The organism is Acidovorax sp. (assembly GCF_046291265.1).
GTDB lineage: Bacteria > Pseudomonadota > Gammaproteobacteria > Burkholderiales > Burkholderiaceae_C > Acidovorax.
Genome location: NZ_JBKBTV010000063.1, coordinates 1 through 26,161, shown reverse-complemented (window position 1 = coordinate 26,161; position 26,161 = coordinate 1). Strand labels below are relative to the sequence as shown.

Here is a 26,161-nt window from a genome sequence, read left to right as displayed (position 1 = left end):
CATTTGACTCGCTTGGCACAACAGCCCGATTCAGTCCACTAACTTTATTGTTGCACTTGGACTTGAATCCGCCCTTGATGAATAAGCGCTAATAGCTATTGAATTTGTAGCAAATTGACGGAGTGTGGTGCCATGTGCCGACTTTGGCCCTCGTCCCCCAGCCGAAACACCGACACCACCTGCACCAGGTCTTCGGCCTGGTTCTGCAGACTGCTGGCGGCGGCGGCCATTTCCTCGACCAGGGCGGCGTTTTGCTGCGTGACCTGGTCCATCTGCGTCACGGCCTCGCCCACCTGGGCCACGCCCAGCGACTGCTCGTGGCTGGCGGCGCTGATCTCGCCGACGATGTCGGTCACGCGGCGGATGGAGGCGACGACTTCGCTCATGGTGGTGCCCGCGCGGTCGACCAGGGCGCTGCCTTGTGCCACGCGTTCCACGCTCGCGCTGATCAGCGCCTTGATCTCGCGCGCGGCTTCGGCACTGCGCCCGGCGAGGTTGCGCACCTCGGTGGCCACAACGGCAAAACCACGGCCCTGCTCGCCTGCGCGTGCGGCTTCTACCGCAGCGTTGAGGGCCAGGATGTTGGTCTGAAAGGCGATGGAGTCGATCACGCCGATGATGTCCGCGATCTTTTGTGACGAGGCGTTGATGCCGTGCATGGTGTCCACCACCTGCGCCACCACGGCGCCGCCCTGCACGGCCACGGTGCTGGCGTTGGCGGCCAGCTGGCTGGCCTGTTGGGCGCTGTCGGCGTTCTGCCGCACGGTGGCGTTGAGCTGTTCCATTGACGCTGCGGTTTCTTCGAGCGCGCTGGCCTGGCTTTCGGTGCGGGCCGACAGATCGGTGTTGCCCTGCGCGATCTGCACGCTGGCCGTGGCCACGCTTTCAGACCCGCCCCGTACGTTGCGCACCACGCCCGTCAGCTGGGCGCGCATCTGCATCAGCGCTTGCAGCAGCTGGCCGACTTCGTTGGTGCCATGGGGCAGTTCAGCGCCGCTCAGGTCGCCCTGCGCCACGGCGCGTGCCAACCCCACGGCCTGCGACAGCGGTGCGGTCATGGAGCGCACAAACACCAGCGCCATGGCGCTGGTCAGCGACAGCGTGACCACCATGGCCAGCGCCACCCACAGCAGGCCGCGCTGCAGCGTTGCCACGCGGGCCTGCAAGGCCTGGTCGAGGTGGGTCATGGACAGGTTGTTGAGCGCGTTCAGCGCTTCGATGGTGCGGGTGAAGGCGTCGAAGTAGTCCTTGGAGGCCAGCGTCAGATCGGTGGCATTGATCACGTCGCGGTCTGCCATCTGCAGTGATTGCTGGATCTGCCCCTGCACGGCCTGCACGCTGCTGCCCAAAGCGGTCTGCAGCCGGGGGTTGCCCTGCAATGCGCGGTCGAGCCCCCGGAAGGTGTCGGCCTGCAGCTCCGCCACGCGCTGCTGCAGCACCAGCAGTTGGCCCTTGCCCTGCGGCGTCAGCTCGCGCTTGCCCAGAGCGCTGGCGCCTTGGGCGCGCAGCATGCCCAGCTTTTCGCCCAGCATGGGGGTTTGCGCCAGGGACGCCTGGATCAAGGCCTGGGTGTCGGCGTCGGGGTCGATCTGCAGGCCATAGGCGTGCAGCAGTGCCTCGTTGAGCTGCAGCAGCGATGCGATGAGCTGCGTGTGCTGCGCCGTGCTCTGGGCCTGCTCGATGCTGCGTGCGGCCACCGCTTGCTCCAGCGTGCGCCAGGTCTGTTGGGCCTGGGTCCAGGTGGCCATCGGGGCAGCGGGCACCTTGGCGGCGGCAAAGCGGGTGGTCACGTCGTCGAGTGCGGTGTTGACGGCATCGCGCGCAGCGGGGCGGCGTGCCGCCAGGGTTTCATCCCCACCGAGCATTCCCGCCGACAGGCCGCGGTGCACCTGCATGTGCTGCACCAGACGGGTCAACGCCTGGGCGGGGGCCACGCCTTGCGCCTCCTGGCGGGCATGGCCCATGGCGCGCAGCGAGTCGCTGACCGTCAGGTAGGTGGGCAGCGCGCTCATCATGAGCCCGAGGGTTCCCAGGATGAGGAATTTTTCGAGCAGGTTCAACCGGTGAAGCAGTGACATGGCAATAGGCGCACAACGAACGTGCGCGGGAGGAGGAAAACCCATGGCGGGCAGGTGTCGGCAGCCGCCGACTGGGGTGCTCCCTCGGTCAGGACGCGGGGGATGTAACGCAATGTAGGTGTTTGCTGGCAGTGGGGTTTTGACGCAGGTCAAGCCCACGGCCCTGCGCGGAACATCGGCCGCGCACATCGCCTGGGCCGCCAACGCGCCCGCTGATCGACCCTGCGGCCCCGTGGCAAACGCCGGGCTGGAGAATAATGAGCCACACCCTTATCTGGAGCACCCTGCATGCACTCAATCACCCTGCGCTTTCTGGCGTCTGAAAGCAGCCTGCTGCAAGCTGGCCGTGTCCCGGGGGGTACGGTACTGCGCTGGGTCGACGAAGCCGGATACGCCTGCGCCAGCGCATGGGCCAAAGGCGCGTGTGTCACCCAATTTGTGGGCGGCGCCGACTTTGTGCGCCCCATCCGCCCCGGCGACCTGGTGGAGGTGCATGCGCGCCTGACCCATACCGACGAAGCCAGCATGAGCCTGGCGGTCGAGGTGCGCAGCGGTGCCATCGACGGTGCTGCGCTGCTGGACGTGGTGCATTGCGTGGCGGTGTACACCGCAGTGGACGCGGACGACGCCCCGCGCGCCGTCGACAAGTGGAGCCCTGAGACCCCCGGTGACATGGCGCTGGCCCAGCGCGCCCAGGCGCACATCGACGCTGCGCGCGCTGCGCAGTGACGGCGCCGCTGTCAGTGTCCGGACCGGTGGGAGGCTCCCTGCGCGCGCGCGACCTGCTCGCAGCGCTGGTGGTGGTCATCCTGTGGGGTGTGAACTTTGTCGCGATGAAATGGGGGCTGCGCAGCTTCAGCCCGTTTCAGCTGGGCGCCGCGCGTTACTTGTGTGCAGCGCTGCCGCTGGTGCTGCTGGTGCGGCCACCGCGCATGCACTGGCGCTGGGTGGTGCTGTTTGGGCTGTTCCAGGGCGTGGGGCAGTTTGGGTTTTTGTTCATCGGCCTCAAGGTGGGCATGACGGCCGGGCTGGCCAGCGTGCTGCTGCAGACGCAGGTGTTCTTCACGGCGCTGTTTGGTTTTGCGCTGCTGCGCGAACGGCCCGGGCCGCCGTTGCGCTGGGGCATGGTGCTGGCCGCGCTGGGGCTGGTGTGTTTTGCCATGAACTACGTGGGCCCAGGGTCTGGCGTGGGGGCGGCGGCAGCCACCACGTTGGCGGGTCTGCTGCTGACGCTGTGTGGCGCTGCCATGTGGGCGGCGTCCAACATCGTGTCGCGCCTGGCGCAGCAGCAAAGCCCGGGGTTTGACCCGCTCGCGTTTGTGATCTGGGCCAGCTTGGTGCCGGTGCTGCCGTTTGTGGCGCTGTCTGCCGTGTTTGACCCCGACGCCGCGCGCTGGCTGCAGTGGCAAACGCTGGTGGATGTGCCGCTGCTGGCGTGGGCGTCGGTGGCCTACCTGGGCTGGGCGGCCACCATCGTTGGTTATGCGCTGTGGACCAACCTGCTGCAGCGCTACCCTGCCAACCGCGTGGCGCCCTTCAGCCTGGCGGTGCCCGTGGTGGGACTGACGGCAGGCTGGTTGCTGCTGGGCGAGGGCGTGGCGCCCTGGCAGTGGGCGGGCATTGCGCTGGTGGTGGCGGCACTGGCCTGTGTGGTGCTGGGGCCAAAAATTCAAGCCAAATTGGCCTCTAGCGCTTGATGGATAAGCGCTAATAGCTATAAAAAGAGTAGTAAAACTACCCGTTGCTTCTGGAGAAAGTTGCAACGCGTGGCGCCGGGCTCCGGCGTGCCATGCGCGCATCTTGTGTGGAGGGGATCAGTTGATCAACCGCCCGTTGCGTCCGATCATGGTCATGTCGACAAACTCAGACCCGTTGTGGTTGTCCGGGCTGAATTTCACTTCAAACCCGCCCACGTCCACCCGCATGCCGGCCAGTGTTTGCATGAACCCGGCGCGCGTCGGGTTGGGGCCGGTGCGTTTCAGGGCTTCGCCAAACACCTTGGCAGCGATGAATCCTTCGAACGAGATGTAGTCCGGCTTGGCGCTGGAACCGCCGCTTTTCAGCAGGCGGTTGTACTCCTTGCTGACCTCCACCACCTGCTTGAAGGGGTTGGGCACCAGCTGGGTGACGGATATGCCAAAGGCCTGGTCGCCCAGCTCGTCGGCCAACTGCCTGGCGCCCACCAGGCTGCGTGCGTAGTACTGCGCCTTGCGCCCGGTGGCTGCCTCGTAGCCTTTGATGAATGCCACCGCGTCGGTGCCCGACACGCCCATCAGCACGGCTTGCGCCTCGATGGGGGCCAGCTGTTGGATGGCGTCCTCCGGTTTGGCAGAGTTGTTGGCCATGCTGCCAGTGCCCACCAGCGTGGCGCCGTACTTTTGCAGCAAGGGCTTCAAGTCAGCAAGCAGCTCGTCGCCAGTCTTGCTGGTGTAGCGCACAAACGCAATCTTGCGGATGCCCAGCGTGGTGATGTGCCGGATGATCATCTCCAGTTCGGCCTGGAAGCTGGCCCGCACCGTGAAGACCACCGGACTGCTCGACTGGTAGACATCACTGGCGCCGGTGTAGGGCGCAAAAAACGGCACCTTGTATTGCGTGGCCACCGGTATCACTGCGCGGGCCACGGGCGTCCAAGTGTAGTGCACCAGCGCGAATGCCTTGTGCTCTTCGATCAGTTTGACGGTGTTTGCAATGGCCAGATCGGGCTTGTACTGGTCGTCCAGCGACACCAGGCGGATCTTTCGCCCGTGGATGCCGCCGCGGCGGTTCACCTCGTTGAAATACAGCAACGCACCGTCGCGATACGCCGCCGCCTGGCTGGCAAAGCTGCCGCTGAAGGACGCCGATTGGCCGAGCACGATGTCATCCTTGGGCACATCCTGTGCACCGCTGTGCAAAGGGGCGAGCAACAGCAAGACCAGTAGCCAGACTTTCATGGCGGTGTCCTTTGGTTCGTTGAGAAAACGGGCGCCCGACGACAAGCCGCCACCGTGGCGGCCAGTCATGCATCGGGCTCTATGGGAGGCCACTCAGCCCAGCGGGTGGGGGCGGTGGGTGATTGCGCCGGGATGGCGTTAGGAGGTACGGCGCTGCAGGGGTGCCGTCACACGGCACGCCCGCCACCATAAGAAAAACCGGCTAGGCCAGCGCCTTGCGGTGTGCGAACCGCACCACCGTGACGCCCGCGCGCGCCTGGCGCACCGAGGGCATCACCAGCACGCAGTTGTCGTACGGCGTTGTCACCGGCACGCCATCGTTGTCACCAATCACGGTGCCGGCCTTTTCGAACAGCTCCAGCCCCGTGTAGGGCTCCGCAAAGCGGAAGGCGCTGCTCGTGGCCACCACGGGGCCGGTCACCTCTAGCGCCCACTGGCGCGGCGCATCAGGCAGGCGCCAGCCGGGCAGTTGCTGCGCCAGGGCGTCTGCGCTCACGGCGCCGGACTGTTCGATGAAGCGCACGCACTGGTCCTGTGCCACGGCGCGGCTGGCCGGGTCTCCGTGAAAGCCACATTCGACGAGCAGCGAGCGCGTGTCGCCGCCCTCCTCGTCCAGCAGGCCGAAGCGTCCGTAGTCGCGCATGCGCACGCCGTCCTTGTGGCCCGCATCGACCACGATGTGCTCGGGCGAACGCATGGCGCGCGCCAAGTCCAGGTTGCGTGGCTGGATGCCGGTCAGCAGCAGCGGTGCCGAGGGCTCGTGCATCGAGTGGATGTCGAGCAACCAGTCGGCCCGCGCCACAAACGGGCGCAGCGCGGCGGCGCGGCGGCGCTCGTTGGTATCGGCGGCATCGATGCGCGCGTCCAGCCATTGGCGGTTGAGGTCTTCGTCGGTGAAGCGCGAGGCGTCGTGGTTGCTGGCGTCAAACCGGTTGAAGGCATCCAGGTTGCAGAACGCCAGCGTGAGCGTGCCCTGCTGCGGTCGCACGCCCGCTTCCAGCAGGCCCTTCAAGGCCCAGGCGCCGCACAGCTCGTTGCCGTGCACCAGGGCGCTGACCATCACGTGGCGGCCGGGTTGGCCAGAGTCAAAGTGCCACACGCCCGGTGTACCGGTGTTGCCTGCGCGCCAGGCGGCGATGTCCGGCGCGGGCAGCTCAAAAGCCAGTGGTTGCACGGCTGTGTCGGGGAGTGCTGCGGTGCTCATTCTTCGATCTTGGCGAATTCAACAATCTTCTTGTACTTGGCTACTTCGGTGGCCAGGAACTGATCCATGTTCACGGTGGTGGCCGCCACGGTGGAGCCGCTGGCTTCCATCTTCTTCCTGAAATCGGGCGACTGCAGCGTGTCGTTCAACGCTTTCTTCACCTTGTCGAACACCGGCTTGGGCAGGTTGGGCGGGCCCATCAGCGCAAACCACACGCCAATGTCCACGTTCTTGTACTGCGGTGTTTCGGCCAGCGCGGGGATGTCGGGCGTGGTGGCTGAGCGCTTGGCTTCCGTCGTGCCCAGGGCGATGACCTTGCCGCTCTTGATGTGCGGCAGGCCGCTGGAAAGCACGAACACGCCGTATTCCAGGTTGTTGCCCATGAGGTCGTTGGTCAGCGGCGCCACACCGCGGTAGGGGATGTGGGTCATGAAGAGCTTGCCCTGCTCCTTGACCATCTCGCCCGCCAGGTGCAGCGAGGTGCCGACGCCGGAGCTGCCATAGCTGAACTTGCCAGGGTTCTTGGACACCTTCTGCGTGAAGTCGGCCAGGTTCTTGACGCCCGCGCTGGTCGATGCCACCAGCACCAGCGGCTGGGAGGCCACGAGGCCGATGGCGGTGAAATCCTTGGGGCCGTATTTGATTTTTTTGTTCACCAGATTGACGATGGCCAGCTCGTTGCTGGCGCCCACCAGAAAGGTGTAGCCGTCCGGTGCCGCGCTGGCCACCTTCTGTGCGCCAATCGCACCGCCTGCGCCGCCAATGTTTTCAATGACCACAGGCACGCCCAGCTTGGCACTCAGTTCCAGCGCCACGTTGCGGCCGGTCAGGTCGGTGCTGCCGCCCGGCGGGTAGCCCACCACGATGGTGATGGGCTTGGAGGGGTAGGCATCTTGCGCGAAGGCGGGTACGGCCAGGAGGGCCAAACCACACAGCAGGGCGGTGCGGCGCAAGGAGGGGGTGTTCTTCATGGTGGGGTCCTAGGGTTGCGTGGTGAGGCGGGGTGCACATTGTTCAAAAGTGCGCTGGTGTGACCTCATTGTGAAAAGGCACCCCCGTCTCAGTGGTGCCGAAACGGCACCAACCCTTGCCAATACCGTTCATCCACTTGATGAAAACCCGAAGGGTCAGCGCTGCGACAGGGCTTTCCACAAAGCCTCGGCCAGCGGCCCCAGCCGCCGCTTAGGCCGGTACAGCCGCACGTCAAAACGCACCTCCATGCGCGCATCACCCGCCAGGGCCAGCCGTTTGGCTTTGCAGTCCGCATGCACCATGGACCACGGCAGCCAGGCCACACCCAGGCCCTTCTGCACGTACTCGTAGTGGGCGTCGGCAGAGTCGCATTCCACCACCCGCTGCAGCCGCGGTGCGTGGGGGTTTTGCGCCAGGTGGTCTTCCACCAGCCGGCCCAGCGCCAGCTGCGGCGCATACGCTAGGTAAGGGATCAGCGTGGCGTCGGGCCCGAACCGGTGCAGCGCCTGGCCTTGCGCGGTGGCGCGCGACACCGGCACCAGCCGGTCAGACGCCACCGTCACATGCATGAACTGGCGCGCATCCAGCCGTATGGCCAGCGCGGGGTGGTGGTAGACCAGCGAGAAATCGGCCTCGTTGCGCTCCAGCATCGCCACCGTGTCGGCCAACGCGCGGGTGCGGATGCACAGCTCAGCGCCTTGAAGAATCGGCTGCAGCCGCACCAGCCAGTCGGCCACCACCGTGCGTGCCAGGGTGCGGCCGGTGGCCAGCGTCACCGTGCGGGCCTGCCGCCCGGCGAGGCTTTGCAATTCCTCATGCGACTGCGAGAGGCTGCGTGCCATGTGGCCCGCTGTTTCCAGAAAGCTCTGCCCGGCAGGTGTCAGCGTGACGGGGCCACCGCCGCGTTCCACCAGCGGAGTGCCCGCCCAGGCCTCCAGCGCGCGGATGCGGCGTCCAAAGGCGGGGTGGGTGACATGCCGCAGTTCGGCCGCGCGGGTGTAGCTGCGCTCCTGCGCCAGCACGATGAAGTCTTCCAGCCATTTGAGCTGCATGGGGATGATTCGGTTGCAGCGGTGGCGCGAAGGCTGTGGGGCTAGAAGTGAGGTGTCAGCGCGCGCGGGCCGTTTCGAGCACCGCGCGGGTGCGCTGGGCCTCGGTGCGCGCTGCGGCTGCAAAGTCCTCGCCCTTGGAGGCGTACAGGATGGAGCGCGACGAGTTCACGATGATCGGCCCGCCTTCGCGCAGCCCGGCACGCACCGTGGCGGCGGCGTCGCCGCCCTGAGCACCCACGCCGGGGATCAGCAGCGGCAGCGTGGGCGCAATGGCGCGCACGCGCTCGATCTCCTGCGGGTAGGTGGCACCCACCACCAGACCCAGTTGGCCGTTCTTATTCCACGGCCCCTGCGCCAGGCGCGCCACATGTTCGTACATCAGTGGCTGGCCTTCGACGCTGGCCAAGCGCTGCGTCTGCAGATCGTCGCCGCCCGGGTTGGAGGTGCGGCATAGCAAGAACGCACCCTTGCCGTGGTAGGCCAGGTAGGGCTCGATCGAGTCAAACCCCATGAAGGGCGACAGCGTGACCGCGTCGGCGCCGTAGCGCTCAAACGCCTCCTTGGCGTACTGCTCGGCCGTGGAGCCAATGTCGCCGCGCTTGGCGTCCAGGATCACCGGCACATGCGGCGCGTTGGCACGCATGTGCTGCATCAGGCGTTCGAGCTGGTCTTCGGCGCTGTGGGCGGCAAAGTAGGCAATCTGGGGCTTGAAGGCGCATACAAGGTCGGCCGTCGCATCAACGATGGAAGCGCAGAAGTCATAAATCTTGCGCGGATCGCCCAACATCCCCGCCGGAAACCGCGTGGGTTCCGGGTCCAGGCCCACGCACAGCAGAGAGTTGTTCTGCGCCGTGGCGTCGCGCAGCATGTCGGTAAAGGTCATGGGGCGTGATTTTATGTGGGTGGGCTCGGCCTTTGGCGATTGCTCTGGAGGGGCGATCGAATCGGGTTGCGGGATGTCAGAACTTGACCTGAGCGCAGGCAATAAAAAAGGCCGTCTGGACGGCCTTTTGGGGAGTAGCGCTCGGATCAGCGAGGAACTGCCAGCAAACGCTGAACGTCCCGGTCATTGGGTAGCGCATAGTCATGGCCGCGCACAATACGGCTGTCTTCCGTGCGCACAAGCTTGAGGCTCACGTAGGTGAAGTTGGCTGCAGCAGAGTAGGTACCTACCAGCACCATCGATGCATTGTGGTTGCGCGCAATGTCTTTGATCTCCCGCGACAGCAACAACTCGCCAGCACCTTCGCGCACAAACACATCACCACGCAGCTTAATTTCCTTAACGTTAAAGCCGCTCGTTGCCATGTGCGAAGCATATTGCTCGGACAGTGTGCGACCCAGAGGAGCCGACCGGCTCAGGTCGTTCACATTGACCACGGTGGCGACGAGGACCGGGCCACCGCCTGCTGCACCCAAGTCAAAACCGGCAGTGAGCTTGGAAACTGCGTCACGGCTGCTGGTCAGGAACTGGTTGTTGGCAGCTTCCTGGTACGTGGGATCTGTGCGTACGGTCGTGCCAGTGTTGGCGCAGGCACTCAGCAAAGCTGCTGCGGCCAGCGCGGTCAGAAGTGCTGCGGATTTCATTGCGAGACTACCTTCATGTTGACGTTCTTGTAATACGACGGACGCAGGAAAAGCGGCGTATCAGCATTTTCGAGATAGTAGACATCCGTCTTGCGTGCCACGTATTGGCCACCCCGCGTGACGGTAGTAGTCAGGATCATTTCAGTGTTGGTGGGGCCGCCCGAATTGATACTGGCACCATAGTCTGCTAGCGAGGTAAGCCCCAACGTCGCGAGCAATTGGACGTCCAAATGCTCATGGCGAAGACCATATGCCGCCATCAGACCCGCTGCGATCATCGTGAACTGGCCCGGGACGAAGTGTGGTCGGGCGCTGTTATGGCGCACCAGTTGAGTGTGGTAAGTCACATCCAGCGTCTGACCGGGGTTTTGCAGTACAGGCGCACCACTTTGCACCAGCTTCGTGATCAGAAAATCACGGAACGCCAAGTCAAACGAACTGGGGTTGGCAGGCAATGCCACGTGCAACTGAGTTCCGGGAGCAATGCCCGCCTTATCGAGTGTGCCGAGAGTTTGTGCCGCGACATCTTGGGAAACTAGTTCCCAGTGACCCGCTGATCGGACCTTGGGTTGTACAGTCAGCTCAAAGTTTTCCGCCAGGGGAATTGGCGAACGATAAGCACATCCCGCCAACGTGGCCACAGCGCCGGCGAGCACCGCCAAGCTGACTGCTTTTGAAAATTTCATAATTCCCTCCTACGGACTTTGAGAGGCGGGGACATAAACAGATACATCCCACGCGATTGAAAAATAATTCTGGGCGCGATACTCAACAAAAACAAGAAAAAAATGAGGTAACTGCGCCATGGCACACGCAATTCGTTGTTTTTGGTCACATATTGGCGCGCCTGCTTACGCATAGCTGCATTTGCCTTTGCGCCGATTTGTATCCAGTGTCAGTTATTTGTAACTGATCGCTTTTCCAGAATCTCGAACGCAGGCAGGGTTTTGCCTTCCAGCATCTCCAGAAACGCGCCGCCACCGGTGGAGATGTAGCCCACCTGTTTTTCAATCCCATATTTGGCGATGGCGGCCAGGGTGTCGCCGCCGCCGGCAATGCTGAAGGCGGGCGATTCGGCGATGGCCTGGGCGATTTCGCGCGTGCCGTTTTCAAACGCGGCAAATTCGAACACACCGACCGGGCCGTTCCAGACGATGGTTCCGGCGGACTTGAGCTGTGTTGCCAGGCGTTTGGCGGTTTCAGGGCCAATGTCGAGGATCAGGTCGTCAGCGGCCACATCGGCGGCCGCCTTCACCGTAGCGGGCGCGTCTGCGGCAAAGGTCTTGGCGGTGACCACATCGGTGGGAATCGGCACTTCGGCGCCGCGCGCTTTCATGGCGGCCATCACGGCACGGGCTTCGTCCAGCAGGTCGGGTTCGGCCAGGCTTTTGCCAATGGGCAGGCCCGCGGCCAGCATGAAGGTGTTGGCAATGCCGCCGCCCACGATGAGCTGGTCCACCTTGTCGGCCAGGCTTTTGAGGATGGTGAGTTTGGTCGACACCTTGGAGCCCGCCACGATAGCTGCCAGCGGGCGCTGGGGTTGCGCCAGGGCTTTGGTGAGCGCGTCGATTTCTGCCGACAGCAGGGGCCCTGCGCACGCGATGGGCGCGAACTGTGCGATGCCGTAGGTGGTGCCTTCAGCGCGGTGCGCGGTGCCGAACGCGTCGTTCACAAAAATGTCGCACAGCGCAGCCAGCTTGCGCGCCAGTTCTTCCTTGTTCTTCTTTTCGCCCACGTTAAGACGGCAGTTCTCCAGCAGCACAACCTGGCCGGGGGCCACGGTGACGCCGCCCACCCAGTCCGAGACCAGCGGCACCTCGGTGCCCAGCAGCTCTGCCAAACGTGTGGCCACGGGGGCCAGGGAATCCTCGGGCTTGAACGCGCCTTCCGTTGGCCGACCCAGGTGGCTGGTCACCATGACCGCGGCGCCTGCGTCCAGCGCCATGCGAATGCAGGGGATGGATGCGCGGATGCGGGTGTCTTCGGTGATGTTGCCGGCGTCGTCTTGCGGCACATTGAGGTCGGCACGGATGAAGACGCGCTGGCCTTGGGCCTTGCCCTGGGCACACAGGTCGGAAAAGCGGAGGATGTTCATGGAGTGGTTAGCTTAGTGAAGGGCACTTGGATCAGCGCCGCCATTTTAGTGATCGCAGCCTATGCAGCTGCCGCGCCCCCCGCCAGTGCACCCGTGGAACTGGCTCCGCCAGGCCATCAGGTGCGTCCCCCTCCGGGGGAAGGCGCCGAAGGCGACTCAGGGGGGGTCTGCTTCACCAGCCCCAGCCAATGTGCAGCGGCAGGTATACCGCCATGCCCACCACGATGGTGCCCAGAATGCCGCGGCGCCAGAAGTAATACGCGCTGGCGCACAGCACGGCGGGAAGGCGCGCGTCCATGAAGGTGTCGATGAACTCGCCCTGGGTCATGAGGATCTCGGGAGCGATGACGGCCGTGAGCGCCGCCAGCGGCGCGTATTTGAGCCCGCGCTTGAGCCAGTCGGGCAGCGGCAGCTCGCGCTCGGGAATCATGAAGAACGAGCGCGACACGATGGTGATGACCGCCAGGCCCACGATGGCCAGAAAGGGGCCGATCCAGGACCAGCTCATGGGTGAACCTCCGCGCTGCGTGCGGTGCGAGCCTGGCTTGAGATGCCTGGCGCTGCCCTCATGGGTGCCTCTCCTCACGCAGCGGCACCACATCGCCCGCGGCCACATGCTCCCGTTCTTCAGGCGGCATCACGCTGTTGGCGGGCACCAGCAGCAGTTCTGGCTTGTGGCGGCGGTGGTCGACCGCCTCCATCAGCAGGCCTGCGGCCACGGCTGCCGCCAGCGCGACGAGGATGTTGAGCTTCAGGGGTAACGCAAATGCCGCAATGGCAGCGGTGGCGGCAACCCCCGTGGCCAGCCAGGTGGCCCGGTCAAACAGCAGCGACAGCAGCACCCCCAGCAGAGCCAGCACGCCCGCAAAGCCCAGGCCCCAGGACAGCGGAACGGCGTTGGCCAGCAGGATGCCGGCGATTGACGGCACCTGCCAAGCCAGCCAATTGGAGCTTGCGGCGCCCCAGAAATACGGGATCTGCTCAGGCTCCGGGCGCGGCTCGGGAAACCGCTTCATGAAGGCCACATAGATAACGTCACCGCTGAAATACCCGATGGCCAGGCGCTGGCGCAGCGGCAGGTGCGCAAAGTAGCTGCGCCACATGCTGCTGAAAATTACAAACCGCAGGTTGACGCATGCCGCCGTGAGCCAGATGACCCAGAGCGGAGCGCCCACCGACAGAAGCGGGATGACCGCGAGCTGCGCGCTGCCCGCATAGACCGCCAGGGACATGAACACAGCCAAGCCCACCGGCATGCCACTTTTGACCATGGCCACGCCGGTGACCAGGCCCCAGGCCGCAATGCCCAGCGACGTGCCCGCCATGTCCACCGCGGCGAGCCGGAACGAGGGGTGGCGCAGTGTGTTGCGGATGACCGCGGTGCGGCTCATGGCGGCGTCGATACCGCGGTGTGCGATGAAGTGTGGCCCAGCACCACACCGGGCGCCAGGTCGAACCCTCGCAGGAAGTCTGCCGCCGGCAGCCGCTTGCCCCCTGCGCGCTGCAAGGTCGTCAGCCGCAGGGCGCCCTCCCCGCACGCCACGGTGATGCCCGTGTCATTTACAGACAAAATATGGCCGTAGCGCTTGTCTGTAAAGAGTTGTGTGCTATCAATTTCGCAAGACCATATCTTGATGGTTTCCCCGCCAACGTCCGTGCTCGCGCCCGGAAACGGGTCAAAGGCCCGGATGCGTTGGCTGATCGTGGCGGCGGGCAAAGACCAGTCAATGGCGCTTTCGGCTTTTTCGATCTTGTGGGCGTAGGTGACGCCTTCGGCTGGCTGCGGCGTGGCGTTCAGCCCTCCGCAGGCCGCCAGCTCCAGGGCTTCGACGATCATGCGCCCACCCAGGGTGGCGAGGCGGTCATGGAGCAATGCGGTGGTGTCAGCAGGGGCAATGGCGGTGCGTTCCATCAGCAGCATGGCACCCGTGTCCAGACCCGCATCCATCTGCATGATGGTGACACCCGTTTCGGCGTCGCCAGCCTCAATCGCCCGGTGGATGGGCGCGGCGCCACGCCAGCGGGGCAGCAGGCTGGCGTGGATGTTCAGACACCCTTTGGGTGGAAGGTCCAGCACCCACTGCGGCAGGATGAGGCCATAGGCGGCGACCACCATCACATCAGCCTGCGCAGCCAAAAGGGCTTCGCGCGCAGCGGCCGCATCGTCTGGAAATTTGCCGTCCAGCCGCAGGCTGCGGGGTTGCGCCACTGTGATGCCATGGTCCAGTGCACACTGTTTGACTGGCGACGCCTGCAGCTTCATGCCCCGGCCCGCAGGGCGATCGGGCTGGGTGAGGATGAGCGGAACGGTAAAACCCGCGTCCAGCAAACGCTGCAGCGCAACACGGGCAAACTCGGGCGTGCCGGCAAAGATGACTCTCATGGGAACCAAGGTCAGTGGGTACGCGCTCAATCGCGCGCGTTGTCGAAGAGGGGCAGTTCGTCGGTGAACATCACCGAGCGGACGATGCCTTGGCGATCTATGTGCACATGGGCCAGGCGCGGGTCGGAGTTCTGGCGGAAGCGGTAGGTCCAGATGTCCCCATCAAAACGGGCCACGCGTTCCACCAGCAAAGGGGGGCCGAACGTGCGCTGGACGTCGCCCAAGGTCCACACGCCCACAGGAATGGTCTCAAACCGCGTCTGGGTAAGCACCTGTTCGTTGCGCACCAGACGGCCAGTCGCATCGAAATCGAGGTTGTAAGCGGCAAAACCAGCAGGAAGCTCTGAATACAGCAGCCGCTGCCCGGATGGCAGCGCATAGATGGCGGTGGGCGGGCCCAGTCTGGCGATGACCTCCGCCTGAGGCGTGCCGGGGGTTTCCTTGGCGGGCAAGGCGCAGCCTGCAAGGTGCAGCACGAGCGCCACCAACGCCAGGCGCGCCAGCACTCTGCCGCCCGGGCGGGAGCAGAGCGCCGCAGCGCTCACTCGCGGGACTCCCGCTGCTGTTTGATCATCTTGGTCTTGATGCGGTTGCGTTTGAGGGGCGAGAGGTATTCCACAAACACCTTGCCCATCAGGTGGTCCATCTCGTGCTGGATACACACGGCCAGCAAACCATCGGCTTCAATGACACGCGATATGCCCTTGTCGTCCAGTGCGCGGACATGCACGGCATCAAAACGCTCCACGCCGTCGTAGATGCCTGGCACCGACAGGCAGCCTTCATCGTTTAAGTGTTTTTCGGCGCTGGCCCAGACAATTTCCGGGTTGATCAGCACCAGCGGTTCGTTGCGCTCTTCAGACACATCGATGACCACCAGCCGCTCATGCACATCCACTTGCGTGGCGGCAAGGCCAATGCCATGGGCGTCATACATGGTGGCGAGCATGTCGGAAGCGAGGGTCCGGACGCGGTCGTCCACCGCCTGAATGGGTTGCGCCACCTTGTGAAGCCGGGGGTCCGGGTAGCAGAGAATGGGAAGGATTGCCATGGATACAGGTAAGAGATGTCGCTATTTTCGCCACTTTTGAGCGCTGCTGCAGCCCCGAAAGCCAATAATCGTTGCCGAATCAAGGGCTTGAGCAGAGAATCTCAGATGGTTTGTAACGTATTTGCCCGGTCGCTCGCATGCCGCGAGCGTCGTGGCGCCAGTGAGGGGGCGTTTCACAATGCATGAAAAAAGGAACAACATGACGGCATTCACCAGCGTGCGGCGGACCGCCCTGGGCGCGCTCACCATCATTGCTGGCGCTCTGCTGGTGGCTCCCGCTCAGGCCCAAAACTTCCCGATCTCCGGTGGCCAGCGTGCCACTGCCCAGCAGGTGTCAGAGCGCGGGATTCCCTTGTCGGAACTCGCGCCAAACGCCCCGGACAGCTACACCGTCAAGCGCGGCGATACGTTGTGGGGCATTTCGGGGATGTATCTCTTGCGGCCGTACCGCTGGCCAGAGTTGTGGGGCATGAACCTGCAGTCCATTGCGAATCCTCACCTCATTTTCCCCGGTCAAACTCTATATCTGGACAAAACGGGAGGCTATGCCCGTCTGACAACCAGTCGGCCGGGCATGACGGAAACGGTGCGGGTATCCCCGCGCACCCGCACCGAGAGCCTGTCCGATAACGCGCTTCCGACGTTGAAGCCCCATCTCATTGAACCCTTCTTGGTAGAACCCTTGGTGGTGGATGCGCAGGTGTTGCAGCAGGCCCCACGCATTGTGGCCACGACTGAACAGCGTGTTCTGATGGCCAGTGGTGACCGAGCCTACGTTCGGGGTGACGCGGCCGCTCCACTGCGCGCTGAGGCCGGTGAACCGCGGCACTACCGTGTGTTCCGGGATGCGGTAGCACTGAAAGATCCTGTGACTGGAGAAGTTCTGGGTTATGAGGCCCAGTACCTTGGCAAGGCTGAACTGGTACGTGGAGAGTCGTTCGAGGACACCCCCAATAGCAAGGGCGGCTACACCGCAGAGTACGTTCCAGCGACTGTTGATTTGACGGCTGCCAAAGAGGAAATTCGAGCGGGTGATCGCCTGCTGCCTGCACCGGCTCGGGTATTCACCAGTTATACGCCGCGGGCACCTCAGGTCGATATTGATGCCCGTGTGGTGTCGATTTATGGAGGCTCCGCAGTGGCGTATGCTGCTCAGAATCAGGTGGTCGCCATCAATCTAGGGATTCAAGATGGTGTTGAAGCTGGACATGTTTTGAACATTGTGAGCAATGGCGAACGCATCAAAGATTCGACGGACGGCGGTAAGGCCATGATCAAGCTGCCCAGCGAAACCAACGGTACAGCCATGGTGTTTCGCACCTTTGACCGTGTGTCTTATGCGTTGATCTTGGAAATTCGCAACGGTGTTCGAGTGGGTGACCGAATGGTCAACCCGCAGTAAGCATTCGCCAGGCTGCTTTGGGCGATGGGGCAGAGATTCAATCTGCCCCCGCGCCGTGTCTGATTCTCAGCCGCTGGATCGCGATGCCCTTGGGGCTGGGCTGCGCCTGACCTTGTCCGCGGGTGTTGGCAATGGCGCCGCTCGGCGACTGCTCTCGGCGTTCGGGCTCCCCCAAGCCATCTTTCAGCAGTCTGAAGCGGCACTGCGGCAATGCGTGACACCCTCACAGGCGCGCGCATTGTGTCAGGTGCCCCCCACACTGGATGACTTGCTGGAGACCACGGCAACGTGGTTGGCCTCCGCAGATCCTGGGGGACCGGCGCGCGCTGTGATCACCTTGGGTGACATCCGGTACCCGCAGGCCTTGCTGGATACCGAAGACCCGCCTCTACTGCTGTACCTGATGGGGCCAGCGCGTCTGCTGGATCATCAACCGTTCCCGCGTGAACGTTGTCTTGCCGTCGTGGGCAGTCGCAATCCTACAGCGCAGGGTGCGGAAAACGCCCGACTATTTGCACGGGCCTTACACGGTGCTGGGCTCACGATTGTGTCGGGGCTGGCCTTGGGAGTCGATGCGGCTGCGCACGAGGGAGCGCTGGATGTGGCGGCGCAAGGTTCAGACTCGCCTGCCACGATTGCGGTCGTTGGAACGGGGCTGGACCGGGTGTACCCGCGCAAAAACCTGGATCTCGCCCACCGCATCGCAGCGAATGGCTTGTTGGTGAGCGAGTACCCCTTGGGGACGCCGCCACTCCCCGCAAATTTTCCCAAACGCAACCGCATCATTTCCGGGCTTTCCCAGGGGACGCTGGTGGTAGAGGCCGCCCTCGCCTCCGGCTCGCTGATCACCGCGCGGATGGCGGTGGAACAGGGTCGAGAGGTGTTCGCAATCCCCGGGTCTATCCACGCGCCTCAGTCGCGCGGTTGCCATGCGTTGATACGCCAGGGCGCCAAGTTGGTTGAGTCGGCTCAGGATGTACTCGAAGAACTGCGCATGCCTGCAGTCGCCGGGGTGGGTCAGGGTTTGGACACCGCTTCAATGGGTAAGGCAACAGACGCTGACGAGCCCAAGGGCCCGTTGCTTGAAGCCCTGGGCTTTGATCCGATGAGCGTGGATGCGTTGGTCGCGCGCACGGGCATGGACGCGGCATCGCTGCAGGTCGCGCTGTTGGAGCTAGAGCTGGAAGGCCGTGTAGCCCGGCTCCCTGGCGGTCTGTTTCAGAGGATGGGAAACGCCTGAGCGCACGGGGTAGTCCATCCATCCCCAGGAGCGAGCGCACCGGAAATGCAAAGGGCGCGAGTGAAGGCCCTACAAATCGACCTGTCTCAGACTGCTTAAACGGTCGCAGGGCCCGCCGAATCAGTCCAGCAAGCGCTCGGGATTGGCATCCAACTTGGCCAGTGCATCACGCGTGGCGCGCAGTGTCAGGCCTTCTTCATCCTGGGCGACCAAGAGACCGGCCTGCAGGTAAGCCGCCAAACGGCGCAACTGGATGAGATAACTGCTGCCATCGACGGCGGCAAACAGATGCAACTGCTTGCGCTGGCTTTGCCAAGCGTACTGGACCTGGGCAGATGCGCCGTTGTGGTCCAGTGTGTACCAGGTGCCGGGCTGCAACTCCTGTGCCCAGACCACCATCGCGTCATCCACCGGCGCCCCGTTGTCGGCCACCACGTAAATAGACGAGGCATCGATGCCCAGCATCATTTCGATGTTGTCGGCATTGAGCGGCATGTCGCCCAGCGTGGCGTCGCTGATGAAGTCTTCGAGGTTGGCCAGGCGCTTGGCCATGGCGTCAATGTGCGCCTGCGGGATCGATGCCGTCTTGGACAGAAACGCATCGGCCAGCGTGTCGGTCAGTGTCTTGATCTGTACGTCCTGTGCGTCGCCGGTCACGTTCATCAACGCCAACCCTTGGCGCAGGCGCTGCAGCAGCCCTGGCAGGTTCTGAATCACCTGCGCGCGATCGCTCCGGTTGGGCTTGGCACTAGCTGCCCACACCAGATCGGCCGCGGTGCGTTTGAGCGAGATGGTGTCTGCATGCTGGGGCCCGTCGCGTACCGCTGACAAGGCCAATACTTCCGCCCAGGTTTTGAAAAGAAACTCACGAATCTCATCGCGCACCGGCATGTCACGCAGCATGGTGCGCAGCTCAATCGTGTACTGGATGGCCAAGGTTTCTCTTTGTTCCACCTGCTGGGCCACACTCACCAGACGCGAAGTGGCCTGCTTTTCAGTCAAGAACTTGGACAGAAATTTCTCGAACTCGTCGTACACCAGTTGGAAGACGCGCCGCCCTGTCTCGGGGTATTGCTCGATGACCTGCACCACCCGGCGAATTTCGGCTTCCAGTGCACTGCCGTTGATGGTGGTGGCGTTAAAGCCCATCACACACGCACCCATGCGATCGATCAGCTTGCGGGCGGGGTGGTCCAGGTTGCTGAAGAACTCAGGTTCTGCCAAGGCGACGCGGAGCACGGGGACCTGCAGGCGCGCGAACCACACGCGCACGGCCGGGGGAATTCGGTCCTCCGCCAAGATGCTCTGGAACATCAGAGCCACGACTTCAATGATGGCCTTTTCACCCGCGGTATTGGCCTTCTTCTTGAGTTCGGTCGAGCGCTCGCGCACGGTGCCTACCAGCTGCACCACCGCTGCCGGGCTGTAGTCTTCCATCAGGGTGGCGACACCGCTGTAGTAGGTGTCTGCGTGCACCCGGTGCGCGGTGAGTGCATGGGCCAATGCGGCGGAGGCGGGGGGCGCGTTCACCATGTCAAAGCCTGTGGCGGGCTGGGTGAGCAAGCGGCGCAGTTGCCCCATCACGCCTTGTGCCCGTTGGCGAGCCCGCGACAGCGGCGTCATGCCCGTCGCAAAGGCCGTCTGCATCCCCCGCTGCGGGTAGCCGCCAGGGGGCTGACCGCGGTGTTGCTGCGGATGAGCGCCGCCTCCGCGTGGAGGCGGTTGTTGCGGCACCATGCCCCCGCGCGCGGCGGCCATGGCTTCGCGCGTCTGGGCCAGCGCCTGCGAGGCCAGACCACCGGCGCCCGATTCGCTGCTGTTGCCCGATCCTGTCACCGAGCCGCCCGACGTGCGCCGCACGCGCGACTTCAAATCCGTTTGCGGCGTAACGCCTTGCTCAACGTAAAACACATTGACGGCCTGGTATTGCTTTTGCAGCAAATTGGCCAACTCGCGCTGCAGCGGGTCCACCACGGTCAGTAGGTCGGTGCGGGGAAGGCCTGCCTCCACCCACTGCTCTACCAGCAACAGGCACACGGTGTCGGGCCGCAGGATGTCGCTGTTGTCGAGGTCCTGCCCCTCCAGGGACTGCGTGCGTTGGCGCAGGGTGTCAAACTGGTTGCTGACCTGCTCGCTCACCGTCAGTGCCATGCGCGACGCCACGATTTTGTTTTCGACCACATCGTCGCTCAGCAACTCAAACTGGCTCCCCCCCAGGCCCGCGGGGACATGGCTGCCGCGCGTGGTGCTGACATGGGGAGCAAGCGCTTCACGCCACGCTTTACCTGCACGGTCAATCCAGCCTGCGTTGTGCTGCTGGTAGGTCATCCACATATCGCGCCGGGACTGCATCTCGCGCGCTGTGCCCGTCTGGGTCATCAGCGTGGTGACAAAGTCCAATACGATTTTGTCCAGGTCGCCCAGACCTGCGCAGAGTCCCTCCACGAACCGCTGGCGCGCCTGGCGGGCCAGTCGGCGCTGCGGAACGGAAGAGGGCGTGGGCTGCATGGGTAGATATTACCGGTTCAGACGGTTGCCCCGGCGTGAGGATCATTCGGATCCCCGTCCTTTTTGGCGGGCTTGACCAGGTCCTCGCGCTTGACCCCCAACCACATGGCAATGGCGGCGGCCACAAACACCGATGAATAGATGCCGAACAAGATGCCGATGGTCAGTGCCAGCGCAAAATAATGCAGGCTGGGGCCGCCGAAGAAGAACATCGACAACACCATGGCTTCCGTGGAAGCGTGAGTGATGATGGTGCGGCTCATCGTGCTGGTGATGGCGTGGTCGATCACCTCATGCGTCGTCATCTTGCGGTACTTGCGGAAGGCCTCCCGGATCCGGTCAAAGATAACAACCGATTCGTTGACCGAGTAGCCCAGCACCGCCAGCACACCTGCCAGCACGGCGAGTGAAAACTCCCACTGGAAGAACGCAAAAAAGCCCAGGATGATCACCACATCGTGCAAGTTGGCGATCACCGCCGCTACGCCGAACTTCCACTCAAACCGCATGGCAAGGTAGATCACGATGCCCAGCACCACCATGCCCAAGGCCATCAAGCCGCCATGCACCAGTTCCTCGCCCACCTGGGGGCCGACGAACTCGGTGCGGCGCAGCGTCACCTCGGGGTTGGCTGCTTTCAGCGCGCCCAACACCTGCTCACTCTGCTGGGCCGACGTAACGCCCTTTTGCACCGGCAACCGGATCATCACGTCGCGCGAGGTGCCAAAGTTTTGCACGATGACATCCGCGTAGCCCAGTCCCGCCACCGTTTCGCGCACCTTGCCGATGTCGGCTGTCTGCGTGTAGGCCACCTCCATCACCGTGCCGCCGGTGAACTCCACCGACAGGTGAAGGCCGCGTGTGATCAGGAAGAAGACCGCCAGCGCAAAGGTGATGAAGGAGATCGCGTTGAGCACCAACGCGTACTTCATGAACGGGATGTCTTTTTTGATTCGAAAGAACTCCATGCTCTTATTCCTTCTTGGTATTTATGGGTTCTCTGAGGGCAAGGACGGCGCGTTGGCCTCTGGCCTCCACACCGTGCCGATGGACACGCTCTTGAGCTTCTTCTTGCGGCCATACCAGAGGTTGACCAAACCGCGCGAGAAGAACACCGCGGAGAACATGCTGGTCAAAATGCCGATGCAGTGCACCACCGCAAACCCACGCACAGGGCCCGAACCGAAGGCCAGCAACGCCACACCGGCGATCAGCGTGGTGACGTTGGAGTCCAGAATGGTGGACCAGGCACGCTCATAGCCCGTATGGATGGCGGCCTGTGGCGCTACACCTGCGCGCAATTCTTCGCGGATGCGCTCATTGATCAGCACGTTGGAGTCAATGGCAACACCGATGGCCAGCGCCATGGCCGCAATGCCGGGCAGCGTGAGCGTGGCTTGCAGCATGGACAACACGGCGACCAGCATCAGCACGTTGACCGCCAAGGCCACCGTGGAGAAAACACCGAAAAGCGCGTAGTAGATACACATGAACACCGCAATGGCGACCATGCCCCACACCACGCTGTCAATGCCGCGCTCGATATTGTCGGCACCCAGGCTTGGGCCGATGGTGAACTCTTCGATGATTTCCATGGGCGCCGCCAGCGAGCCCGCGCGCAGCAGCAGCGAGGTGTCGTTGGCTTCTGCTGTGGTCATGCTGCCGGAGATTTGTACGCGGCCACCGCCGATTTCGGTGCGGATCACGGGCGCAGTCACCACCTCGCCCTTGCCCTTTTCGAACAGGATGATGGCCATGCGCTTGCCCACGTTCTCGCGTGTGATGTCGCGGAAAATGCGCGAGCCCTTGGCGTCCAGCGTGAGGTTGACCGTCGGTTCCTGCGTCTGGCCGTCAAAGCCGGGCTGCGCGTCGGTCAGGTTCTCGCCGGTCAGGATGACCTGTTTTTTCACGATGACGGACTGGCTGTTGCGGTCCATGTAGCGTTCGGAGCCAAATGGCACCGGGCCACGACCGGTTTCGGCCGCTCGGGCTTCGGTGCCCTCGTCCACCAGGCGCACTTCCAGCGTGGCGGTGCGGCCCAGAATGCGCTTGGCTTGGGCGGTGTCCTGCACGCCGGGCAGTTGCACCACGATGCGGTCCAGGCCCTGCTGCTGGATCACCGGCTCGGCCACGCCCAGCTCGTTGATCCGGTTGTGCAGCGTCACCATGTTCTGCTTGAGCGCCTGCTCCTGCACCTGGCGCGTGGCCTCGGGCTTGATGGTGACGCGCAGCTTGAACTCGCTGCCTTCGGGAGCGCTGATGCTCTGCAGATCTGCAAACTGATCGGTGATGAGGTTGCGCGCAGCGGTCAACGTGGCTTCATCGCGCACCCGGATGTCCACGGCCTGGCCTTCACGGCTTATGCCGCCGTGGCGAATGCCCTTGTCGCGCAGCGCGGTGCGCAAGTCACCTGCATACGATTCCGCCTTTTTCGTCAGCGCGGCCTGCATGTCCACCTGCAGCATGAAATGCACGCCGCCGCGCAAGTCCAGGCCCAAGTACATGGGGTTGGCGTGTAGCGCCTTCAGCCACAGGGGCGAGCGCGAGATCAGGTTCAGCGCGACGACAAACGATGGATCGCTCTCATCAGGGATCAGCGCCTTCTGAATGGCGTCCTTGGCCTTGAGCTGGGTATCGGGCGTGTCAAAGCGCGCACGCACCGAACCCGCCTCCAGGGTCACAAAGTCGGACGTGACGCCTGCGGCTTTGAGCGCGTCTTCCACCCGTTGTTGCACCGCCGCGTCCACCTTGATGGTGGCTTTGGCTGACGAGACCTGCACCGCAGGCGCCTCGCCGAAGAAGTTGGGCAGGGTGTACAAAATCCCCACCAGCATCACGATCACCAGGATCGCGTATTTCCAGACCGGATATCGGTTCATGATCGCGCTCTTACCTCTCGGAAAGCTTCAAAGGGCGGCCTGCTCGCAAGCCTGCCGCCCTTTCATCGTTTTATTCAACAAGCCCCAGGGCTTGCTCTTATTTGACCGAGCCCTTGGGCAGCACCTGGACCACAGCGCTGCGCTGGATCTGCACTTCGACATTGCTGGCGATTTCAAGGTGCAAAAAGCCTTCGGACAGGCGCGTGACCTTGCCGACGATGCCGCCAGCGGTGGCCACTTCATCGCCCTTGGCGATGGCGTCAATCATGGCGCGGTGTTCTTTCTGGCGCTTCATCTGGGGGCGGATCATGACGAAGTACAGCACCACAAACATCAGCACCAACGGCAGCATGCCCGTGAGTGAGGACATCATGTTGCCGCCTTCAGCGGCGGCAGCGGGTGCGGTTTGGGCAAAAGCAGAAGAAATAAACACGGACTGGACTCCACAAACGGATGGTCAAAATTCACGAAACCCGCCGCGGGCGCGCGCTGTAGCGGACGCCGGGGCAGAACAGGGCATTGTATGCGGCACCCTGCCAATTGCCGCCAGGGGATGACCCAAGGGGCTGGCGGGTGTTTGCTCGCCCGTAGTGCGCCATGGCGTTTGGCCCGAAAAGTTTTGGTAAAAATGGCCGCTAGCGCTTATCTATAAAGCGCTAGCAGCTATTCTTTTAGTAGTAAAAGACGCATCGCATGGCGGGCTTCCTGCCCGCCACCCGTCAGGCCGCCTTGCGCTCGCCCGGTGCCTGGCCGCTGCGCCACTGGGCCATCAGGCCGTCCCACTTGGGGCGGGCAAGGTGCAGATGGCGCTCTTTCACATGGCCGTAGCCACGGATTTCTTCAGGGATGCGCGCAATCTCCACCGCCAGTGCCAGGTTGTCGGCATTCAGCGTGGCCAGCAGCTCATCGATGCAGGTGCGGTATTCCACGATCAGCGCGCGCTCCATGCGGCGCTCTTCGGTGCGGCCGAACACATCGAACGCCGTGCCGCGCAGGCCCTTGAGCTTGGCCAGCACACCGAAGGCGCTGCGCATCCACGGGCCGAAGGGCTGCTTGACCAGCTCGCCGCGGTCGTTCTTCTTGGCCGTCATAGGCGGTGCCAGGTGGTGCACCAGTTTGTAGTCGCCTTCGAACATGTTCGCGATCTTGTCCGTGAAGGCCTTGTCGGTGTGCAGGCGGGCCACCTCGTACTCGTCCTTGTACGCCATCAGCTTGAACAGGTAGCGCGCCACGGCTTCCGACAGCTTGGTGCCGGTGCCCAGCTTCGCTTCGGCGGCCTTCACTTTGTCGACGAACGTCTGGTACTCGGATGCGTAGGCAGCGTTCTGATAGCCGGTCAGGAAGTCCACGCGCTTGCTCACCATTTCCACCAATGACGGCTTCTTGACGAACTGGATCACCTGGGCCGCTGCAAACAGCGATTGCACCGACGCCAGGTCGTTTGCGCAGCGGCGGCCCCATTCAAACGCTGCCTTGTTGTTGTCCACCTGCACGCCGTTGAGTTCCATGGCGCGCATCAGCGAGGCGAACGTCAGAGGCACACGGCCCTTCTGCCAGGCGTAGCCCAGCATCAGTGGGTTGGTGTAGATGCTGTCGCCCAGCAGTTGCGTGGCCACCTGCTCCGCGTCAAAGGCACCGACGCCGCCCGCGCCCACGGCCGCGATGATCGCGCTGTCGCAGTTGGCGCCAGGGAACTGCCAATCCGGGTTGGTCACAAACGCCGCTGTGGGCGTGCCGTGCGTGTTCAGCGCCACGAAGGTGCGGCCCGGCTGCATCACGGCCAGCGTGTACTTGTGCGCCGCCACGATGGAGTCGCAACCGATCACCAGGTCCGCCTTGGCGGTGTCGACCTTGGTGGTGTAGATGGCCTCGGGGCGGTTGGCGATCTGGATGTGGCTCCAGGTGGCGCCGCCCTTCTGGGCCAGGCCACCGGCGTCCTGGGTGATGACGCCCTTGCCATCCAGGTGCGCTGCCATGCCCAGCAGCGAGCCGATGGTGATCACGCCCGTGCCGCCCACGCCGCCGACCACGATGCCCCAGGCCGTCTCGGCCACAGGCAGAACTGGTTCAGGCAGCGGCGGCAGTGCCGACAGGTCGCCCTTCTTTTCCTTCTTGGGCTTCTTGAGCTTGCCGCCCTCCACCGTCACGAAGCTCGGGCAGAAGCCGTTCACGCATGAGTAGTCCTTGTTGCAGGTGCTCTGGTTGATGCGGCGCTTGCGGCCGAATTCCGTCTCCACCGGCTCCACGCTCAGGCAGTTGGACTTGGTCGAACAATCGCCGCAGCCCTCGCACACCAGGTCGTTGATGACCACGGTCTTGTCGGGCGTGGCCAGGGTGCCGCGCTTCCTGCGGCGGCGCTTTTCGGTGGCGCAGGTCTGGTCGTAGATGATGACCGTGCAGCCCTTGATCTCGCGGAACTGGCGCTGCAGCGTATCGAGCTCGTCACGGTGGTGCACCGTCACGCCCTCGGCCAGCGCCACGCCGTCGTACTTCTGCGGTTCGTCGGTGACGATGATGAGCTTGACCACGCCCTCGGACTTGAGGCTGTTCATGATCTGCAGCACCGAGTGGCCCTCGGGCCGCTCGCCCACCTGCTGGCCGCCGGTCATGGCCACGGCGTCGTTGTAGAGCACCTTGTAGGTGATGGTGGTGCCCGCGGCGATGCTTTGGCGGATGGCCAGCAGCCCGCTGTGGAAATAGGTGCCGTCGCCCAGGTTGGCAAACACATGCTGGTCCGTGGTGAACGGGGCCTGGCCCACCCAGGTCACGCCCTC

The 26,161-nt window shown here is 63.7% G+C and carries 23 protein-coding genes; 4 read left to right on the top strand and 19 right to left on the bottom strand.

The genetic code is table 11. The features are described 5' to 3' along the window. Nucleotides 1-95: 95 nt before the first annotated feature. A complete protein-coding gene (locus ACK41V_RS19290; protein ID WP_409784687.1) occupies nucleotides 96-2,078 on the bottom strand; it encodes a methyl-accepting chemotaxis protein in 1,983 nt (660 codons plus the stop codon). A gap of 288 nt (nucleotides 2,079-2,366) precedes the next feature. On the opposite strand from ACK41V_RS19290, the gene ACK41V_RS19285 reads away from it, so the two are divergent. Continuing rightward, nucleotides 2,367-2,807: an acyl-CoA thioesterase gene (locus ACK41V_RS19285; RefSeq protein WP_409784685.1), complete on the top strand. Its 441-nt coding sequence runs from the start codon at nucleotides 2,367-2,369 to the stop codon at nucleotides 2,805-2,807. Nucleotides 2,808-2,821: 14 nt separating this feature from the next. Continuing rightward, nucleotides 2,822-3,775, top strand: a complete 954-nt coding sequence (locus tag ACK41V_RS19280) for an EamA family transporter (RefSeq protein WP_409784684.1) — start codon at nucleotides 2,822-2,824, stop codon at nucleotides 3,773-3,775. Between the two features lie 117 nt (nucleotides 3,776-3,892). Here ACK41V_RS19280 and ACK41V_RS19275 read toward each other — a convergent pair whose 3' ends face one another. The 13 genes from ACK41V_RS19275 to def form a co-directional block, all read right to left on the bottom strand. Next, nucleotides 3,893-5,014 (bottom strand): ABC transporter substrate-binding protein, encoded by a 1,122-nt coding sequence (locus tag ACK41V_RS19275; protein ID WP_409784682.1) that lies wholly within the window; start codon nucleotides 5,012-5,014, stop codon nucleotides 3,893-3,895. 202 nt (nucleotides 5,015-5,216) lie between these two features. Then, nucleotides 5,217-6,218 (bottom strand): succinylglutamate desuccinylase/aspartoacylase family protein, encoded by a 1,002-nt coding sequence (locus ACK41V_RS19270; protein WP_409784680.1) that lies wholly within the window; start codon nucleotides 6,216-6,218, stop codon nucleotides 5,217-5,219. Next, complete coding sequence (locus ACK41V_RS19265; RefSeq protein ID WP_409784679.1) at nucleotides 6,215-7,189, bottom strand: Bug family tripartite tricarboxylate transporter substrate binding protein; 975 nt, start codon at nucleotides 7,187-7,189, stop codon at nucleotides 6,215-6,217. The genes ACK41V_RS19270 and ACK41V_RS19265 overlap by 4 nt, the downstream gene beginning before the upstream one ends. Nucleotides 7,190-7,345: 156 nt before the next feature. Next, on the bottom strand, nucleotides 7,346-8,242 hold the full coding sequence (locus tag ACK41V_RS19260) for a LysR family transcriptional regulator (RefSeq protein WP_409784678.1): 897 nt from the start codon (nucleotides 8,240-8,242) through the stop codon (nucleotides 7,346-7,348). Between the two features lie 55 nt (nucleotides 8,243-8,297). After that, a complete protein-coding gene (gene pyrF, locus ACK41V_RS19255) occupies nucleotides 8,298-9,125 on the bottom strand; it encodes an orotidine-5'-phosphate decarboxylase (protein ID WP_409784676.1) in 828 nt (275 codons plus the stop codon). Between the two features lie 146 nt (nucleotides 9,126-9,271). Next, the gene (locus tag ACK41V_RS19250) at nucleotides 9,272-9,829 is read right to left on the bottom strand and encodes a FlgO family outer membrane protein (protein ID WP_409784674.1); all 558 of its coding nucleotides are present in this window, start codon (nucleotides 9,827-9,829) and stop codon (nucleotides 9,272-9,274) included. Next, entirely contained in the window at nucleotides 9,826-10,515 is a 690-nt protein-coding gene (locus tag ACK41V_RS19245) for a hypothetical protein (RefSeq protein ID WP_409784673.1), read from the bottom strand. Before ACK41V_RS19245 ends, ACK41V_RS19250 begins: the two co-directional genes overlap by 4 nt. 209 nt (nucleotides 10,516-10,724) lie before the next feature. Continuing rightward, nucleotides 10,725-11,924 carry a phosphoglycerate kinase gene (locus tag ACK41V_RS19240; RefSeq protein ID WP_409784671.1) on the bottom strand — a complete coding sequence of 400 codons (1,200 nt, stop codon included), beginning with the start codon at nucleotides 11,922-11,924 and terminating at the stop codon, nucleotides 10,725-10,727. 172 nt (nucleotides 11,925-12,096) lie between these two features. After that, nucleotides 12,097-12,432: an AzlD domain-containing protein gene (locus tag ACK41V_RS19235; protein WP_409784669.1), complete on the bottom strand. Its 336-nt coding sequence runs from the start codon at nucleotides 12,430-12,432 to the stop codon at nucleotides 12,097-12,099. A 58-nt stretch (nucleotides 12,433-12,490) separates the two neighbouring features. Beyond that, the gene (locus ACK41V_RS19230; RefSeq protein WP_409784668.1) at nucleotides 12,491-13,315 is read right to left on the bottom strand and encodes an AzlC family ABC transporter permease; all 825 of its coding nucleotides are present in this window, start codon (nucleotides 13,313-13,315) and stop codon (nucleotides 12,491-12,493) included. Continuing rightward, nucleotides 13,312-14,307, bottom strand: coding sequence for a methionyl-tRNA formyltransferase (gene fmt, locus ACK41V_RS19225; protein WP_409784667.1), 996 nt, complete (start codon nucleotides 14,305-14,307; stop codon nucleotides 13,312-13,314). Before fmt ends, ACK41V_RS19230 begins: the two co-directional genes overlap by 4 nt. Before the next feature lie 26 nt (nucleotides 14,308-14,333). Next, entirely contained in the window at nucleotides 14,334-14,852 is a 519-nt protein-coding gene (locus tag ACK41V_RS19220; protein WP_409784666.1) for a hypothetical protein, read from the bottom strand. Next, nucleotides 14,849-15,358 carry a peptide deformylase gene (gene def / locus ACK41V_RS19215; protein WP_409784665.1) on the bottom strand — a complete coding sequence of 170 codons (510 nt, stop codon included), beginning with the start codon at nucleotides 15,356-15,358 and terminating at the stop codon, nucleotides 14,849-14,851. Before def ends, ACK41V_RS19220 begins: the two co-directional genes overlap by 4 nt. A gap of 199 nt (nucleotides 15,359-15,557) precedes the next feature. Between def and ACK41V_RS19210 the strand changes: the two genes are divergently transcribed. Beyond that, on the top strand, nucleotides 15,558-16,760 hold the full coding sequence (locus tag ACK41V_RS19210) for a LysM peptidoglycan-binding domain-containing protein (RefSeq protein ID WP_409784664.1): 1,203 nt from the start codon (nucleotides 15,558-15,560) through the stop codon (nucleotides 16,758-16,760). A 73-nt stretch (nucleotides 16,761-16,833) separates the two neighbouring features. Further along, nucleotides 16,834-18,000, top strand: a complete 1,167-nt coding sequence (dprA, locus tag ACK41V_RS19205) for a DNA-processing protein DprA (protein WP_409784688.1) — start codon at nucleotides 16,834-16,836, stop codon at nucleotides 17,998-18,000. 120 nt (nucleotides 18,001-18,120) lie between these two features. On the opposite strand, the gene ACK41V_RS19200 is transcribed toward dprA, so the two are convergent. The 5 genes from ACK41V_RS19200 to ACK41V_RS19180 form a co-directional block, all read right to left on the bottom strand. Next, nucleotides 18,121-20,508, bottom strand: a complete 2,388-nt coding sequence (locus ACK41V_RS19200; protein WP_409784663.1) for a DUF1631 domain-containing protein — start codon at nucleotides 20,506-20,508, stop codon at nucleotides 18,121-18,123. A 17-nt stretch (nucleotides 20,509-20,525) separates the two neighbouring features. Continuing rightward, nucleotides 20,526-21,476, bottom strand: a complete 951-nt coding sequence (gene secF / locus ACK41V_RS19195; RefSeq protein ID WP_409784661.1) for a protein translocase subunit SecF — start codon at nucleotides 21,474-21,476, stop codon at nucleotides 20,526-20,528. 21 nt (nucleotides 21,477-21,497) lie between these two features. Next, nucleotides 21,498-23,387: a protein translocase subunit SecD gene (gene secD, locus ACK41V_RS19190; RefSeq protein ID WP_409784659.1), complete on the bottom strand. Its 1,890-nt coding sequence runs from the start codon at nucleotides 23,385-23,387 to the stop codon at nucleotides 21,498-21,500. A 97-nt stretch (nucleotides 23,388-23,484) separates the two neighbouring features. After that, nucleotides 23,485-23,820, bottom strand: a complete 336-nt coding sequence (yajC, locus tag ACK41V_RS19185) for a preprotein translocase subunit YajC (RefSeq protein ID WP_409784657.1) — start codon at nucleotides 23,818-23,820, stop codon at nucleotides 23,485-23,487. Nucleotides 23,821-24,106: 286 nt separating this feature from the next. Next, nucleotides 24,107-26,161: indolepyruvate ferredoxin oxidoreductase family protein (locus ACK41V_RS19180; RefSeq protein WP_409784655.1), on the bottom strand; the 2,055-nt coding region annotated here is incomplete at its 5' end.